This window comes from Mycobacterium sp. NGS19, assembly GCF_059813155.1.
Genome location: NZ_JCALEB010000003.1, coordinates 125,430 through 140,537 on the forward strand (window position 1 = coordinate 125,430; position 15,108 = coordinate 140,537).

Here is a 15,108-nt window from a genome sequence, read left to right on the forward strand (position 1 = left end):
GTGCTCATGTTCTTCGCTACCTGTTCTGTTGCCGGGTCTCGAGCGTGGTGATGTGCTCGACGGCCGCGGATATGTCCGGTGGACCGGTGATGCGCAGCGCTCGGCCGAAGGCTCGCCGTCGGACCGCTGCGCGAAGGCACTGCTGGTCGGGATGCAGCCAGGCACCCCGCCCCGGCAGATTACCTGCGGTGTCAACGGTCACGACGAACTCGCCATTCCCCATCGACACAGCAACCACGCGAAGCAGTTCGGCGGCCAGCTCTCGTCTTCGGCACCCGATGCAGGTCCGTACCGGCCCCGGTCGGGAAGCCGAAGTCTCGCGCTGGATCACGGCCTAGTTTAGCGGCACCCGGGCCGGAGTTTCACCACAGTGTTGACTACGCCGTGGGTTGACCCTGCGTGGCCTCGTTGTCGCTGCGGATGTCGATCCGCCAGCCGGTGAGCCGGGCCGCCAGCCTGGCGTTTTGCCCTTCCTTGCCGATGGCCAGCGACAGCTGGAAGTCCGGCACGACAACACGCGCGGCGCGCGCGTTGGGGTCGACGACGGACACGGACACCACTTTGGCGGGCGACAGGGCGTTGGCGACGAACCGCGCCGGATCCTCGTCGTAGTCGATGATGTCGATCTTCTCGCCGGACAGCTCGCTCATCACGTTGCGCACCCGCTGGCCCATCGGACCGATGCAGGCACCCTTCGCGTTGAGCCCGGGCACCTTCGACCGCACGGCGATCTTCGAGCGGTGGCCGGCCTCGCGCGCGACGGCGACGATCTCGACCGAGCCGTCGGCGATTTCGGGGACCTCCAGGCTGAAGAGTTTGCGGACGAGGTTCGGGTGCGTGCGCGACAGCGTGATCACCGGCTCGCGGGCGCCGCGACTGACCCCGACGACGTAGCAGCGCAGCCGGTCGCCGTGTTCGTAGCGCTCGCCGGGCACCTGCTCGGCGGCCGGAATCACGCCCTCGGAGCCCTTGGTCTCACTGCCCATGCGCACCACCACCAGCCCGCGCGCGTTGGCGCGGGCGTCGCGCTGGATGACGCCGGCGACGACGTCGCCCTCCCGGGCAGAGAACTCGCCGTAGGTTTTCTCGTTTTCGGCGTCACGAAGCCGTTGCAGCATCACCTGGCGAGCGGTGGTGGCGGCGACCCGGCCGAATCCCTCGGGGGTGTCGTCCCATTCTGTGATGACGTTGCCATCGGCGTCGGCTTCCCAGGCGATCACCTTCACCTCGCCGGTCTTGCGGTCGATGTCGATCCGCGCGTCCGGGTGATGACCGGGAGTGTGCCGGTATGCGGTCAGCAGCGCCGACTTGATGGTCTCGAGCAGCTCGCCAACCGACATGCCCCTGTCGACTTCGATCGCATGCAGCGCCGCCATGTCGATGTTCATGAGGCCACCCCGGCCAAAGCCAGCTCGCGTGGGTCCGGCGTCGAAAACTCCACCTCCACAACGGCATTCGCGATGTCGGCAAGCGGGATGTCGTGCACAGCCCAGTCTGCCTTCTCGCGCACGACGAGCCGCAGGACGGCGCCGTCGGTCTCACCGATGCGGCCGGTGACCGACGATCCGTCGGCCAGCGTGAGTCTGGCCTTGCGTCCGCGGGCGCGGCGGAAGTGCTTGTGCGTGGTCAGCGGGCGGTCGACGCCCGGCGAGCTGACCTCGAGGACGTAACTGGTCGCGGCGTCGTCCACGTCATCGAGCAGAGTCGAGGCGCGGCGGGAAAGATCGGCAATGGTGTCGAGGTCCAGTGGTTCGTCGCCGTCGGCGATCACGGTGATGCGCGGCGGACGGGTTCTGGTGTCGAGGACCACGTCTTCGATCTCGTAGCCGGCGCGCGCGAACTCGTTATCGAGTAGCTCGATCACCTGTTCCTGCGACGGCAACCCGGTGGATCGCTCAGTCACGGCGAGCTCCTCATCTTGAGTTGTCCGGCTCAGGCTCCGAACAGATGGAGCCAGCCATCAACGATACGCCAGAACCGCGGCTCGAAACGGCGATCGAGGTTCGACGATCGCGGTCGGTCCCGACGCGCCTGCCTGCATGCGCTCGCCGGTGCCGGCAAGCCGAAATGGCAATATGTCGCCATGCCCGGCGCCGCACCGCACCTGAGTCGGCGACGCGTGCTGATCGGCGCGGCCGCTTTGGCGGCGCTGGGGGCGACAGCATCCGCCTGCAGCGGCGCGCCTGAGCCGCCCCAACCTGACCCGCTGGAATCGCAACTCGAGCTTGCCCAGCGCGACAGCCAGATGGCCCGCGCAGCCGCCGCCGCAGCCGGACCGCTCTACGCCCCGGTGCTCACGGTCGTGGCCGACGAACGCGCCGCGCACGCCAAGGCGCTGAGCCAAGAGATCGCCCGCGTGGCCAAAGAGACGTCGACGACGTCGCCGCCACCGAATCCCCCTTCTGCCGCACCTGCCGGGCCGCCGCCGTCGCGCGACGACGTGATCGGAGCTCTGCGCGAATCCGCCGACCGCGCAACCAAACTCGCCGCTGATCTGTCCGGCTACCGGTCCGGCCTGGTGGGCTCGATCGCAGCCGCGTGCGCCGCATCACTGGCCGTGCCGCTGGCAATGAAGGAGCCGGCGCAATGACCACGCCTCACCCCACCCCGACCAACAAGCCGGACTCCCCCGACGACAAAGCCATCGCCGACGCGATCGCGGCCGAGCACGCGACGATCTACGGCTACGGCTTCGTGTCGGCCCACTCGATGCCGGACATGAACGAGCTGGTGTCGGATTCCCTGGCCGAACACCGCGCCCGGCGGGAAGCGGCCATCGGAATGCTCGCGTCGCGATCCGTGGCCGCACCGGTGGCCGCCGTCGGCTATCAACTGCCGATTGCAGTCAAGAACTGGAAGGACGCAGCGAACCTGGCCCTTCGGATGGAATCCGACGACGCGGTGGCATGGCGAGCGGTGCTCGAACACGCGAAATCGTCCGAGGACCGCGCTTTCGCGATGACGGCACTGACCCAGTGCGCTGTGCGCGCCGCACAGTGGCGACAGGTGGTGGGCGCGTGGCCGCTCACCGTGCCGTTCCCCGGCGGCACCGAATGAGACTCAGCCCGAGATCGCGTCGACGATCTCAGTCGCCGCAGCGTCGACTGGCACCTCGCGTGTTTCGCCGCTGAACCGGTTGCGCAGCTCGACCACGCCACCGGCCCATCCCCGGCCGACCACCACAATCCATGGCACCCCCAGCAACTCGGCGTCTTTGAACTTGACGCCCGGTGACGCGCCGCGGTCGTCGAGCAACACGTCGACGCCCAACCGGTCCAATTCGCGGGCCAGCTCGATTGCGCCGTCGCGGGCCGCCGCGTCCTTGTTCGCGATCACCAGGTGCACGTCGAACGGCGACACCGAGGACGGCCACCGCAGCCCGAGCTCGTCGTGGTGCTGCTCGGCGATCACGGCGACCAGCCGCGACACCCCGATCCCGTAGGAGCCCATGGTCAGCCGCACCGGTTTGCCGTCCTCGCCGAGCACATCGGCCGAGAACGCGTCGGTGTATTTGCGGCCCAGTTGGAAGATGTGGCCGATCTCGATGCCGCGCGCCGACACCAAGGGGCCCGCGCCGTCCGGCGACATGTCGCCGTCGCGTACCTCGGCGGCCTCGATGGTGCCGTCGGGTACGAAATCTCGTCCGGCCACCAGCCCGACGACGTGCTGGCCGGGTGCGTCGGCTCCGGTGATCCAGCTGGTGCCGTCGACGACGCGGGGGTCGACGAGATACCGAACACCGTTCTGCTGCAAGCCTTTCGGACCGATATAGCCCTTCACCAGAAATGGGTACTTGGCGAAGTCCGCGTCGTCGAGCATCGCGTACTCGGCCGGCTCCAAAGCCGCCCCCAACCGTTTCTCGTCGATCTCGCGGTCACCGGGAATACCGATTCCCAACAACTCCCAGTCGCCGCCAGGCTGACGGACCTTGAGCAGCACGTTCTTCAGCGTGTCCGCGGCGCTCACCGCACGGTCCAACGCCGAGTTGGCCCAGTCGAGCAGCGTGGCGATGGTCGGCGTGTCACCGGTGTCGTGCACCACCGGCTCGGGCAGGTGCTCATACGGCAGTGGATCCGGTGCCGGTGTGGTGACCGCCTCGACGTTGGCCGCATAGCCCGACTCCACGCAGCGCACGAAAGTGTCTTCGCCGACCGGACTTTCGGCCAGGAACTCCTCAGACGCGCTGCCGCCCATCGCCCCGGACACCGCCGAGACGATCACGTAGCGCACACCCAATCGGTCGAAGATCCGTTGGTACGCTTCGCGATGCGCATGGTACTGGGCCTTGAGCCCCGCCTCGTCGACGTCGAACGAGTACGAGTCCTTCATCACGAACTCGCGCACCCGCAGGATCCCCGCCCGGGGCCGCGCCTCGTCGCGGTATTTCGTCTGGATCTGGTAGAGCAGTAGTGGAAAGTCCTTGTAAGAGCTGTACTCCCCTTTCACGGTGAGCGTGAACAACTCCTCGTGCGTGGGGCCCAGCAAGTAGTCGTTGCCGCGGCGGTCCTTCAGCCGAAACACGCTGTCGCCGTACTCCGTCCAGCGATTCGTCGTCTCGTACGGCGCACGCGGCAGCAGCGCGGGGAACAGGATCTCTTGTCCCCCAATGGCATTCATCTCTTCGCGGACTATGCGCTCGATCTTGCGCAGCACCCGCAATCCGACCGGCAGCCAGGTGTAGAGGCCAGGCCCGGCGGGCCGGACGTAGCCCGCGCGGATCAGCAGCTTGTGGCTGGGCACCTCGGCATCGGCGGGGTTCTCGCGCAGTGTGCGCAAGAACAACTCGGACATGCGGGTGATCACAGCCGACAACCTTAGAGCTCGCCGGCCTCTACTGCTTCACGGGTATGCTGCGCGGCCGCGATCTGCCTGGCGGAGAACCCGATGAAGAACGCGGTGACGCCCACCAACACCGCGACCGCGGCGACCCACAGCAGCGAGTACGTGTAGCCGCGGTCGAGCGCGTCGAGCTGCGCCGGCGTCATGTTGCGCACGGCCCCGGTGGTGCCGCCGAGATACAACGTGCGCGACGTCTGCACGGCCTGGATGACAACCAGCACCAGCGGGCCGCCGAGGTTTTGCACCATCAGCGTGAGCGCCGACACGGGGCCGATCTCTCGCGGGCCCACGTCGGCCAGCGCGCACAGCGGCAGCACCACCGAGATCACGCCGATGCCGAAGCCGCCGACGATGATCGGTACGAAGAGGTCCGGGAAGTACGGGATGGCGCGGTTCAGCGTCGAGCCGTACAGCATGGCGCCGAGGACAAACGAGCCGCCACCAATGATCAGCCAGCGCGGGGCGATCAGCGGCGCCACGCGAGCCGCTGCCACGTTGCCGAGCCCGAGCGCAACGGCGAACGGGATGAACGACGTTCCCGCACGCAATGCCGAGTAGCCCATCACGTCCTGGACGTACAGCCCGATCATCACTGTCAGCGTCAACAGGACGCCGCCGGCCAGAAATAGCGACAAGAACGTCATCACCCGGTTGCGGTCGGCGAACAACGACAGCGGCACGATCGGGTGCTCGGCGGTGCGTTCGACCACCAGGAAGCCGCCGAACAACAGCACGGTGGCGATCGCTGCGCCGAAGATCCACGGGTTGATCCAGCCCAGCGGCGGCCCCTGGGTGAAGATCAGCACCGCCGTCGTGCACGCCAGCGTGGCCAGCGCCGCCCCGGCCGCGTCGAGGCGGAGACGTTCGCGATGTGTCTCACACAGCCGGGTGAGCGCAATCGCAATGATCACCATGCCGATCGGCAGATTGATCAGGAAAGCCAGCCGCCACGAGATCACCGTGAACGCGCCGCCGAGGACGAGGCCGAGCACCGAGCCGAGGCCCATCATCGCCGCCGACACCGCCATCGCCTGGTTGCGCGCCTGACCGACGGCGTACGTCGACGCGATCAGCGCCAGCCCGGTGGGTGCGGCGACGGCTGCCCCCATGCCCTGCACGGCACGGGCGGCGATCAACATCGCCGGGTCGAACGCCAGCCCGCAGATCAGCGACGCCACGGTGAACACCGCGACTCCGCCGACGAATGCGCGCTTGTGACCGATCGCGTCGCCGACGCGCCCGCCCAACAACAGCAGGCCGCCGAACGTCAGCACGTACGCGGTGATGACCCAGCTCTTAGCGGCGTCGGATAACGCAAGGTCGGCCTGCATGCGAGGCAGCGCCACCACGACGATGGTGCCGTCGAGTGTCGACATCAGTTGCATGCCGGTGATCGCGACGATCGCGATCCCGATGACGCTGGCGGCGAGCGGCGACGAACGCTGGGTCCGCCGCGCCGCAAACATGGCTGCCTACCCTACCGAGGGCCCTGTCCGCGGCTTAGACGCGCTGTCGAGCTCTACAGCTCTCCGGCGTCCAATGTCGAGCTCTACAGCTCTCCGGCGTCCAATGTCGAGCTCTACAGCTCTCCGGCGTCCAATGTCGAGCTCTACAGCTCTCCGGCGTCCAATGTCGAGCTCTACAGCTCTCCGGCGTCCAGCGCGTCCTTGACTTCCTGCGCATGCGCCACCTCTTCGGAGGTGTAGCCGATCAGCAGCGCGGCGCCGCCGACGATCACGGCCACCCCCGCGACCCACAGCAGCCCGTAGGTGTAGCCGTGGTCGAGCGCGTGCAACTGCGCGGCGTTCATGTTCTTCACCGGGCCGGTCGTGCCGCCCAGGTACAGCGTGCGCGAGGTGATCACGGCCTGGACGATCGCCAGGATCACCGGACCGCCGAGGTTCTGCAGCATCAGCGCGATCGCCGACACGGGCCCGATGCGGTCGAAGCCGACGCCCGCGATCGCCGACACCGTCAGCGGCACGACGATCATCCCGATGCCCACGCCCCCGACGGCGATCGGCACGACGAGGTTGGGGAAGTACGGGATGCCGCGGTTGAGCGTCGACCCGTAGAGCATGGCGCCGAGCACCAGCACGCCGCCGGCGATCACCAGCACCCGTGGCGGAAACTGCGATACCAGCTGCGACGACAGGCCCAGACCGATGCCGAGGGCGATGACGAACGGGATGAAGCCGACGCCGGCGCGCAGCGCGCTGTAGCCCATGATGTCTTGCACGTACAGGCCGATCAGCACGGTCAGCGTGAACATCACGCCACCGGCCAGGAAGATCGCCGCGAACGTCGCCACGCGGTTGCGATCGCGGAACAGGTCGAACGGCACCAGGGGGTTGTCAGCGGTGCGTTCCACCAGCGCAAACGCGCCGAGGAAAACCACCGCCGCGATGCCGGAGCCGACGGTCAGCGGCGACAGCCACCCGGCCTCCGGGCCCATCGAGAAGCCGAACACCGCGGCCGTGCAGCCCAGCGTGGCCAGCAGCGCGCCGGTGGCGTCGAGCTTCATCGGCTCGCGGTGCGTCTCGGTCAGCGTCGTATAAGCCAGGTACAGCATCAGCAGCCCGATCGGCACGTTCACCAAAAAGGCCAGCCGCCACGACACTTCGGTGAGCGCTCCGCCGACGATCAGGCCCATCACCGAGCCGATGCCGGTCATCGCGGCGAAGATCGCGGTCGCGGCGTTACGGGCCGGGCCCTTCGGGAACGTGGTGGCGATCAGCGCGAGCGCGGTGGGCGACGCGATCGCCGCACCTACTCCCTGCGCCAGCCGCGCGACCACCATGGTCGCCTCATTCCAGGCGAGTCCGCACAGGATCGAAGCGATGGTGAACATCGCGACGCCGGCGATGAATGTGCGCTTGCGCCCAATCGTGTCGCCGAGGCGGCCGCCCAGCAGCATCAGACCGCCGAACGTCAGCACATAAGCGGTGATCACCCAGCTGCGGCCGGCGTCGGACAGATTCAGCTCGTCCTGGATCCTGGGCAGCGCGACGATCGCGACCGTGCTGTCCATCGTGGCCAGCAGCTGCATGCCGCCGATCGCGACCACCGCGGCGATGAACCGGCGCGACGGCAGCCACGCTGGGCGCGACCAGCTCGTCTGCCGGGCGACCTCGAGGGCGGCCTGATTGGCGCGATCCAGAGACATCCGCTCCGCGTCATTGAGAGCCGTCATGGAGAGTTACCTTACAGTACTCTTAGCTTTTCTTTAATTCCGCGAATCCCGCGACGGCCCCGATGACGATGATCGCGGGAGGTCGAATGCCTTCTTCGCGAATCTTTTTCGGCGCGTCAGCAAGCGTCGCGCGGACGGTCCGCTGCGCCGCAGTGGTGCCCTGCTGCACCACGAGCACCGGGGTTTGCGCAGGTCGGCCGCCCTTGAGCAGCGCGTCGGCGAAGAGCTCGATGCGCTCGACCGCCATCATCAGCACGATCGTGCCCGACATCGCGGCCAGCGCATTCCAATTGACTAACGAATCCGGGTCGTCCGGTGCGACGTGACCGCTGACGACCACGAACTCGTGCGTCACGGAGCGGTGCGTGACCGGCACACCGGCCATGGCGGGAACCGCGATTGCGCTGGTGACGCCGGGCACCACAGTGACCGGCACGCCCGCGTCGACGCAGGCCAGCAGCTCTTCGTAGCCGCGGGCGAAGACGAACGGGTCGCCACCTTTGAGGCGCACGACGAACTGACCCGCCTTGGCCCGCTCGATCATCACGTCGTTGATCGCGTCCTGAGCCATCGCGCGGCCGTACGGAATCTTCGCGGCGTCGATCACTTCGACGTGCGGCGGCAGCTCTGCCAGCAACTCGGCCGGCGCCAGCCTGTCGGCGACCACCACGTCCGCGTGCGCCAGCAAGCGCCGGCCCCGCACGGTGATCAGCTCGGGATCACCGGGACCGCCGCCTACGAGCGCGACGCCGGTGTGCACCACGTCAGGGGTCTCCGTGGCGATGACACCGCGCTGCAGGGCTTCGCGGATCGCCGACCGGATCGCCGCGGAGCGCCGGTGCTCACCGCCGGCCAGCACCCCGACCTCCAAGCCTTCGTACTCGAACGAGGCGGGTGTGACGGCGGTGCCCTCGCGGGCGATGTCGGCGCGGACGCAGAAGATGTGGCGCGATTCGGCTTCGGCGACGACGGCCGCGTTGACGTCCGGGTCGTCGGTGGCGGCGATCGCGTACCAGGCGCCGGCGAGGTCGCCCTCGCGATACTTCCTGAGCTGCAATGTGATCCCGGTCATGGCTTCGACCGCCGGGGTGGCGGACCGGGTGACGACGTGCACGTCGGCCCCGCTGGCGATCAGCAGAGGCAGGCGCCGTTGCGCGACGCTGCCGCCGCCGACGACCACGACCTTCCTGCCGGCCAGCCGCAGCCCGACCAGGTACGGGTTCTCGGTCACTAGTTGACCCTAGGGCTCGCGGCGTGAGCGACGAAGCGCGCCACCGACTGTGGTGCGGCCGCCGGGTGGGTGTGCAAATAGGAGGCGTGGACGCCGCGGTGCACTGCGCCGTCGCGGACCGGGGTGTTGCGGTCCCGGTATACCCATGCCGGCTGGTATGCGTCGGTGAATTCGACTGTGGTGCGGTGGAATTCGTGGCCTGTGACACGGTCCCCGGCGGCGTGCAGCGACGACTCCGCGACGGCGACGGCGTCTCGGTAACCCAGGGTCAGATGGTCGGTGAAGCGCGCGGAGCCGGACAGCACGCCGCACATCGGATGCCCGTCGAGTTCCGCCACCAGGTAAGTCAGTCCGGCGCACTCGGCGTGGACTGGGGCGCCGCGAGCAGCCAGAGCGTTGACTTGTTGGCGCGCAACGTCATTGGCGGCGAGCTCAGCGCCGAACTGCTCCGGGAACCCGCCCGGGATGACGAGCGCGTCCGCGTCGGCCGGTAGCGCGTCGCTGAGCGGGTCGAAGCCCACGACGTCCGCTCCGGCGGCTCGCAGGAGTTCGACGTGTTCGGCATAGCCGAACGTGAACGCCTTGCCGGCGGCGATCGCGACGGTGACCCGCTCAGCGACGCACTCGACGGCCGGCTCCCAGGCGGCGGCGGTGACGGTGCTGCCGGCCAGCCCGACTACCGCATCAAGGCTCACGTGTGCGCCGACGAGTTCGGTCATCGCGTCGACCGCGTGCTCGGCGAGCGCGCCGTGTTCTGCGGCGGTGACCAAGCCGAGATGCCTTGCGGGAACGGCCAAGTCGACGTGGCGGGGAATCGCGCCCAGAACCGCGACACCGGCGTGACCGCAGGCTTGGCGCAGCACCTCTTCGTGGCGGGTCGAGCCGACGCGGTTGAGGATCACGCCGGCGATCCGGACGGCAGGGTCGAACGTCGAAAACCCATGCAGCAGCGCGGCGATGCTGTGGCTCTGGCCGCGGGCGTCGACAACCAACACCACCGGCGCGCCCAGCAGTTTCGCCACGTGGGCAGTGGATCCTGTGGCGACGAGCGCGCCGTCGAGGCGTCCGTCGAACAGCCCCATCACACCCTCCACCACCGCGATGTCGGCACCCGCGGTGCCGTGCCGGTACAGCGGCCCGATGAGCCGCTCGCCGACCAGCACGGGGTCGAGGTTGCGGCCGGGTCGACCGGCGGCCAGCGTGTGGTAGCCGGGGTCGATGTAGTCGGGGCCGACTTTGAACGGAGCGACGGCGTGGCCGGCGCGCCGGAGCGCGCCGATCAAACCCGTTGCGACAGTGGTCTTTCCGCTTCCCGATGCGGGCGCGGCAATGACGACGGCTGGGGTCATCGGGTCACTCACCGTCCTGCGCGAGCGTGCGCCCAGGTACAGGACACGCCGTCAGAACATGAGCAGACACGCACGCTCGCGGGAAGGGTGCCGTCACCACTCGATGCCCTTCTGGCCTTTGCGGCCGGCATCCATGGGGTGCTTCACCTTGGTCATCTCGGTCACCAGGTCGGCGGCGTCGAGCAACGCTGCGGGCGCGCCACGGCCGGTGATCACTACATGCTGCGTGCCGGGGCGGCCGGCGAGGGTGGCGACCACCTCGTCGACGTCGACCCACCCCCACTTCAGCGGATAGGTGAATTCGTCGAGCAGGTAGAAGTCGTGGCGCTGTTCGGACAGCCGCCGGGCGATCTCGGCCCAACCGTCCGCGGCAGCGGCCGCGTGGTCGTCGGCGCTGCCGTGTTTGCGGGCCCAGGACCAGCCGGCACCCATCTTGTGCCACTCGACCGGCGCGCCGACCCCGCGCTCGTCGTGGAGCCGGCCCAACTCGCCGAACACGTTCTCCTCCCCGACTTTCCACTTCGCGCTCTTGACGAACTGGAACACCGCCACCGACAGCCCCGCGTTCCAGGCGCGCAGTGCCATGCCGAAGGCCGCCGTCGACTTGCCCTTTCCGTCGCCGGTGTGCACCGCAAGCAGCGGGGCCTGGCGGCGAGCCCGGGTGGTCAGCCCGTCGTCGGGTACCTCGATCGGACGGCCCTGCGGCATGGTGACCTCCTTCTCAGGCAGCGCCGCGGACGACGTGGGTGAGTGCCTCGGCGCGCAAGTGTGCCAACCGCACGGTCGGCGCACCGAGCCGCGCTGCGAGCTGTTCGGCCAAACCGAGGCGCACCCACGATGTTTCGCAGTCGACGACGACCGCTGACGCGCCTTCGGCCACGAGCAGGTCCGCGGCCGCCCCGGCCCTGCCGACCGGGTCGGGGCCGCCGGTCGCACGCCCGTCGGTGAGCACGACGACCAGGCTGCGCCGCGCCGGGTCGCGCACACGCTCTCTGGCGACCATCGCACGCGCGGCCAGGAGCCCTTGCGCCAGCGGCGTTCTCCCGCCGGTGGCGAATCGGGTGAGCCGTCGCGACGCGATGTGCACCGACGACGTCGGTGGCAGCAGCACGTCTGCGCCGTTGCCGCGGAACGTGATCACCGCGACCTTGTCGCGGCGCTGGTAGGCGTCACGCAGCAGCGACAGCGTGGCGCCGCTGACCGCGGACATCCGGTCGCGCGCGGCCATCGAACCGGACGCGTCGACGAGAAAAATCACCAGGTTGGCCTCGCGCCCTTCGCGGATCGCGCGGAGCAGGTCGTCCGGACGCACCCGTGGCGGCCCGGGCCGGTGCGTGCGGCGTGCGGCCGACAGCACTGTGCCGAACAGGTGGATGCCGGAACCGTCACGCGGATGAGCGGACATCACGGCGCCGGAACTATTGCGGGCCCGCGATCGGCGCCCGGGCGCACCGTCGCCGAGGCCGGGCACCGTCAGTAGCCGGGTGCGAAACGGCGGCATCGGCGGGGCGCTGGGCCGCGGTGGCGATGGAGCAGTATGCGAATCAGCTTGCTGCTCTCCATTATTCGTTACTCCACCGCCAGGCGGGTCTGGTTCAGGTTCGGGTTCGTCGCCCGCCTGAGCCAGCGCCTCGTCGAGCGCCTGCGGGTCCAGATCCGGCTCGTCGAACGGGTCGCGGCGCCGTCGGTGCGGCAGCGCCAGCTGCGCGGCCACCCGGATGTCCTGCTCCTCCACCGCGCCGGCGCCGCGCCAGGCGGCGTGCGCCACCGCGGTGCGCGCCACCACCAGGTCTGCGCGCATCCCGTCAACACCGAACGCCGCGCACAGCGCCGCAATCCGCCGCAGTTCGCGTTCCGGCAGCACGACCTCGCCAACCACCCTGCGCGCGTTGGCAATGTGGCGTGCCAACGCGGCGTCCCGCTCGGCGTAGCGACGGCCGAAGCCAGCCGGGTCCGCCTCGAACGCCATGCGCTGGCGGATCACTTCGGCGCGCTCGTCGACGTCGCGGGAAGCGCGCACATCGACGGTCAGGCCGAACCGGTCCAGCAGCTGCGGACGCAGCTCACCCTCCTCCGGGTTCATGGTGCCGACGAGCATGAACTTCGCCTCGTGCGTGTACGACACGCCGTCGCGCTCGACGTGCACGCGGCCCATCGCGGCAGCGTCCAGCAGCACGTCCACGAGGTGGTCCGGCAGCAGGTTCACCTCGTCGACGTACAACACACCGCCGTGCGCCTGGGCCAAGAGCCCCGGCGTGAAGGCGTGCTCGCCGTCGCGCAGGACCCGCTGCAGATCCAGTGACCCGATCACCCGATCTTCGGTGGCGCCGATCGGCAGCTCGACGAGACACCCGAAGCCTGCCTCGGCGAGCACCGCCGAAAGTCCGCGCACCGCAGTCGATTTCGCGGTACCCTTCTCGCCGCGGATCAGCACCCCGCCGATCTCGGGGCGCACCGCGCACAGCACCAGCGCCAACCGCAACAGATCCTGGCCGACGATTGCGCTGAACGGGTAGATCACGACGCGACACCACGCGCGCCTGGCCGAACCATCGGCACGTGTGGGATGCCGTCCTCGACGAATTCGTCTCCCTCCCGGACGAATCCGTGCTGGGCGTACATCTCTTCGAGGTAGGTCTGCGCATCGATGCGGCACGGAAAGTCGCCGACATCGGCCAGCGCGGCCTGCAGTACGCGGGTGGTGTGGCCGTGGCCGCGCGCTTCCTTGCGGGTACACAGCCGGCCGATCCGGAAGGCCTTGTGGCCTCCGGTGTGTTCCTCCAGCAGCCGCAGCGTGCAGATCACCTCACCGCGTGGCCCTTCGAGCCAGAAGTGGCGGGTTTCGGGGAGAAGGTCGCGGCCGTCGAGCTCCGGGTAGGCGCAGGCCTGCTCGACGACGAACACCTCGATCCGCAGCTTCAACAGCTCGTACAGCGTCGCGGTGTCCAGGTCCTTGGCCCAGGTGCGGTGCAGCGTGACCGTCATGCACCTAACGCCTTTCGGGTCCACTCCCATACTTCGGCCCGCAGCCGCGGCTCGTCGGACAGCTTGGTGCCCAGCGACGGCACCATCTCCTTGAGCTTGGGCAACCACGACTGGTACCGGTCCTCGAAGCACTGCTCGAGCACCTCGAGCATGTCGTGCACGGCCGTCGACGCGCCCGGCGAAGCACCGAGCAGACCGGCGATGCTGCCGTCCGCCGACGCGATCACGGTGGTGTCGAACCCCAGCACGCCGCGTGTGCCACCCTTCGGTTTGATCACCTGCACGCGCTGCCCGGCGACGATGGTCTCCCAGTCCGACGACTTCGCCGACGGCACGAAGTCGCGCAGCGCCTCGATGCGGTCCTCGTCCGACAGCAGCAGCTGGCCGACGAGGTACCGCACCAGACTCAGCTCGCTGACGCCGACGCTGAGCAGCTGCGTCAGGTTGCCCGGCTTGATCGAGAACGGCAGGTCGGTGACGTGGCCACGCTTGAGAAACTTCGGTGACCACCCCGCGAACGGCCCGAACAGCAGCCACGACTTGCCGCTGATGATCCGGGCGTCCAGGTGCGGCGCCGACATCGGCGGCGCACCGACCGCCGGGAAGCCGTACACCTTGGCGCGGTGTCGCTCAGTGAGCTCGGGGTTGTCGGTGCGCAGGAACTTGCCGCTCACCGGAAAACCGCCGTAGCCCTTGATCTCCGGGATGTTCGACTTCTGCATCAGCCGCAGCGCGTCACCGCCGGCGCCGACGAACACGAACTTGGCGTTGATCTTGCGTTTGGCTCCGGTGCGGTTGTTGCGCACGGCCACGGTCCAGGTGCCGTCGGACTCACGGGACAGGTCGCGAACCTCGTGGCCGAACAGCGCTTCGGTGCCGTGCTGGACGCTGTAGGCGATCAGCTTTCTGGTCAGGCTGCCGAAGTCGACGTCGGTGCCGTTGCGCGCCCAGTTCAGCGCGATCGGTTCGCGAAACGTGCGGCCGGCGGCCATCAGCGGCAGCCGGCGAGCGAACTCGTCGGGATCTTCGATGAGTTCGATTCCCTCGAACAGCGGGTTGTGCACCAGCGCGTCGCGGCGGCGGCGCATGAACTCCACCTGGTCGGCGCCCATCACCCAGCTCGCATGCGGAGTCGGGTTCAAGAAACTGCGCACGTCGCTCAGCACACCGTTTTCCACCGCGTAGGCCCAGAACTGCCGCGACAGCTGGAATTGCTCGTTGACGTTGACGGCCTTGGTGATGTCGATCGACCCGTCGGCCTGCTGCGGCGTGTAGTTCAATTCGCACAGCGCCGAGTGGCCGGTGCCGGCGTTGTTCCACGGGTCGCTGCTCTCGGCGGCCGCTCCGTCGAGGCGTTCCACCAAGGTGATCGACCAGTCCGGTTCGACCAGCCGCAGCAGCGTGCCCAGCGTGGCGCTCATGATCCCGGCCCCCACCAGCACGATGTCTGTCCTGGCCCTAGCGTCTGACGGCATCGTCCAAGGTTATCGACTCGGTGCCGTGGCGTCGTA

The 15,108-nt window shown here is 68.8% G+C and carries 14 protein-coding genes; 2 read left to right on the forward strand and 12 right to left on the reverse strand.

Annotated features, from left to right (window positions below):
* Nucleotides 1-16 precede the first annotated feature (16 nt).
* The 3 genes from AC5Y4N_RS10360 to rimP are packed head-to-tail and all read right to left on the reverse strand — an operon-like array spanning nucleotide 17 to nucleotide 1,903.
* Nucleotides 17-331 carry a YlxR family protein gene (locus AC5Y4N_RS10360; protein ID WP_499914222.1) on the reverse strand — a complete coding sequence of 105 codons (315 nt, stop codon included), beginning with the start codon at nucleotides 329-331 and terminating at the stop codon, nucleotides 17-19.
* A gap of 46 nt (nucleotides 332-377) precedes the next feature.
* Nucleotides 378-1,388, reverse strand: coding sequence for a transcription termination factor NusA (gene nusA / locus AC5Y4N_RS10365; protein ID WP_499910311.1), 1,011 nt, complete (start codon nucleotides 1,386-1,388; stop codon nucleotides 378-380).
* Nucleotides 1,385-1,903, reverse strand: coding sequence for a ribosome maturation factor RimP (rimP, locus tag AC5Y4N_RS10370; protein WP_499910309.1), 519 nt, complete (start codon nucleotides 1,901-1,903; stop codon nucleotides 1,385-1,387). Before rimP ends, nusA begins: the two co-directional genes overlap by 4 nt.
* 180 nt (nucleotides 1,904-2,083) lie before the next feature.
* Here rimP and AC5Y4N_RS10375 point away from each other — a divergent pair, with 180 nt between their 5' ends.
* Nucleotides 2,084-2,590 (forward strand): hypothetical protein, encoded by a 507-nt coding sequence (locus AC5Y4N_RS10375; protein WP_499910306.1) that lies wholly within the window; start codon nucleotides 2,084-2,086, stop codon nucleotides 2,588-2,590.
* Entirely contained in the window at nucleotides 2,587-3,057 is a 471-nt protein-coding gene (locus AC5Y4N_RS10380) for a ferritin-like domain-containing protein (protein ID WP_499910303.1), read from the forward strand. The genes AC5Y4N_RS10375 and AC5Y4N_RS10380 overlap by 4 nt, the downstream gene beginning before the upstream one ends.
* Before the next feature lie 3 nt (nucleotides 3,058-3,060).
* On the opposite strand, the gene AC5Y4N_RS10385 is transcribed toward AC5Y4N_RS10380, so the two are convergent.
* From AC5Y4N_RS10385 to mqo, 9 genes are all read right to left on the reverse strand, one after another.
* Complete coding sequence (locus AC5Y4N_RS10385; protein ID WP_499910301.1) at nucleotides 3,061-4,803, reverse strand: proline--tRNA ligase; 1,743 nt, start codon at nucleotides 4,801-4,803, stop codon at nucleotides 3,061-3,063.
* Nucleotides 4,804-4,814: 11 nt separating this feature from the next.
* A complete protein-coding gene (locus AC5Y4N_RS10390; RefSeq protein WP_499910299.1) occupies nucleotides 4,815-6,305 on the reverse strand; it encodes an MFS transporter in 1,491 nt (496 codons plus the stop codon).
* Between the two features lie 173 nt (nucleotides 6,306-6,478).
* Entirely contained in the window at nucleotides 6,479-8,032 is a 1,554-nt protein-coding gene (locus AC5Y4N_RS10395; RefSeq protein WP_499910297.1) for an MFS transporter, read from the reverse strand.
* Between the two features lie 22 nt (nucleotides 8,033-8,054).
* Nucleotides 8,055-9,263 (reverse strand): uroporphyrinogen-III C-methyltransferase, encoded by a 1,209-nt coding sequence (gene cobA, locus AC5Y4N_RS10400; protein ID WP_499910293.1) that lies wholly within the window; start codon nucleotides 9,261-9,263, stop codon nucleotides 8,055-8,057.
* The gene (locus AC5Y4N_RS10405) at nucleotides 9,263-10,612 is read right to left on the reverse strand and encodes a cobyrinic acid a,c-diamide synthase CobB (protein WP_499910290.1); all 1,350 of its coding nucleotides are present in this window, start codon (nucleotides 10,610-10,612) and stop codon (nucleotides 9,263-9,265) included. Before AC5Y4N_RS10405 ends, cobA begins: the two co-directional genes overlap by 1 nt.
* Nucleotides 10,613-10,705: 93 nt before the next feature.
* On the reverse strand, nucleotides 10,706-11,320 hold the full coding sequence (gene cobO, locus AC5Y4N_RS10410) for a cob(I)yrinic acid a,c-diamide adenosyltransferase (RefSeq protein WP_499910286.1): 615 nt from the start codon (nucleotides 11,318-11,320) through the stop codon (nucleotides 10,706-10,708).
* Nucleotides 11,321-11,333: 13 nt separating this feature from the next.
* On the reverse strand, nucleotides 11,334-13,133 hold the full coding sequence (locus tag AC5Y4N_RS10415) for a magnesium chelatase subunit D family protein (protein WP_499910284.1): 1,800 nt from the start codon (nucleotides 13,131-13,133) through the stop codon (nucleotides 11,334-11,336).
* A complete protein-coding gene (locus AC5Y4N_RS10420; protein WP_499910282.1) occupies nucleotides 13,130-13,597 on the reverse strand; it encodes a GNAT family N-acetyltransferase in 468 nt (155 codons plus the stop codon). The genes AC5Y4N_RS10415 and AC5Y4N_RS10420 overlap by 4 nt, the downstream gene beginning before the upstream one ends.
* Nucleotides 13,594-15,072 carry a malate dehydrogenase (quinone) gene (gene mqo / locus AC5Y4N_RS10425; protein ID WP_499910280.1) on the reverse strand — a complete coding sequence of 493 codons (1,479 nt, stop codon included), beginning with the start codon at nucleotides 15,070-15,072 and terminating at the stop codon, nucleotides 13,594-13,596. Before mqo ends, AC5Y4N_RS10420 begins: the two co-directional genes overlap by 4 nt.
* Nucleotides 15,073-15,108 lie beyond the last annotated feature (36 nt).

Bases quoted from the DNA above. Each gene is read 5' to 3' on its own strand.
- AC5Y4N_RS10380 (WP_499910303.1), top strand. From the start codon at position 2,587: ATGACCACGCCTCACCCCACCCCGACCAACAAGCCGGACTCCCCCGAC.
- cobO (WP_499910286.1), bottom strand. From the start codon at position 11,320: ATGCCGCAGGGCCGTCCGATCGAGGTACCCGACGACGGGCTGACCACC.
- AC5Y4N_RS10405 (WP_499910290.1), bottom strand. From the start codon at position 10,612: ATGACCCCAGCCGTCGTCATTGCCGCGCCCGCATCGGGAAGCGGAAAG.
- AC5Y4N_RS10375 (WP_499910306.1), top strand. From the start codon at position 2,084: ATGCCCGGCGCCGCACCGCACCTGAGTCGGCGACGCGTGCTGATCGGC.
- mqo (WP_499910280.1), bottom strand. From the start codon at position 15,072: ATGCCGTCAGACGCTAGGGCCAGGACAGACATCGTGCTGGTGGGGGCC.
- AC5Y4N_RS10395 (WP_499910297.1), bottom strand. From the start codon at position 8,032: ATGACGGCTCTCAATGACGCGGAGCGGATGTCTCTGGATCGCGCCAAT.
- AC5Y4N_RS10390 (WP_499910299.1), bottom strand. From the start codon at position 6,305: ATGTTTGCGGCGCGGCGGACCCAGCGTTCGTCGCCGCTCGCCGCCAGC.
- AC5Y4N_RS10420 (WP_499910282.1), bottom strand. From the start codon at position 13,597: ATGACGGTCACGCTGCACCGCACCTGGGCCAAGGACCTGGACACCGCG.
- nusA (WP_499910311.1), bottom strand. From the start codon at position 1,388: ATGAACATCGACATGGCGGCGCTGCATGCGATCGAAGTCGACAGGGGC.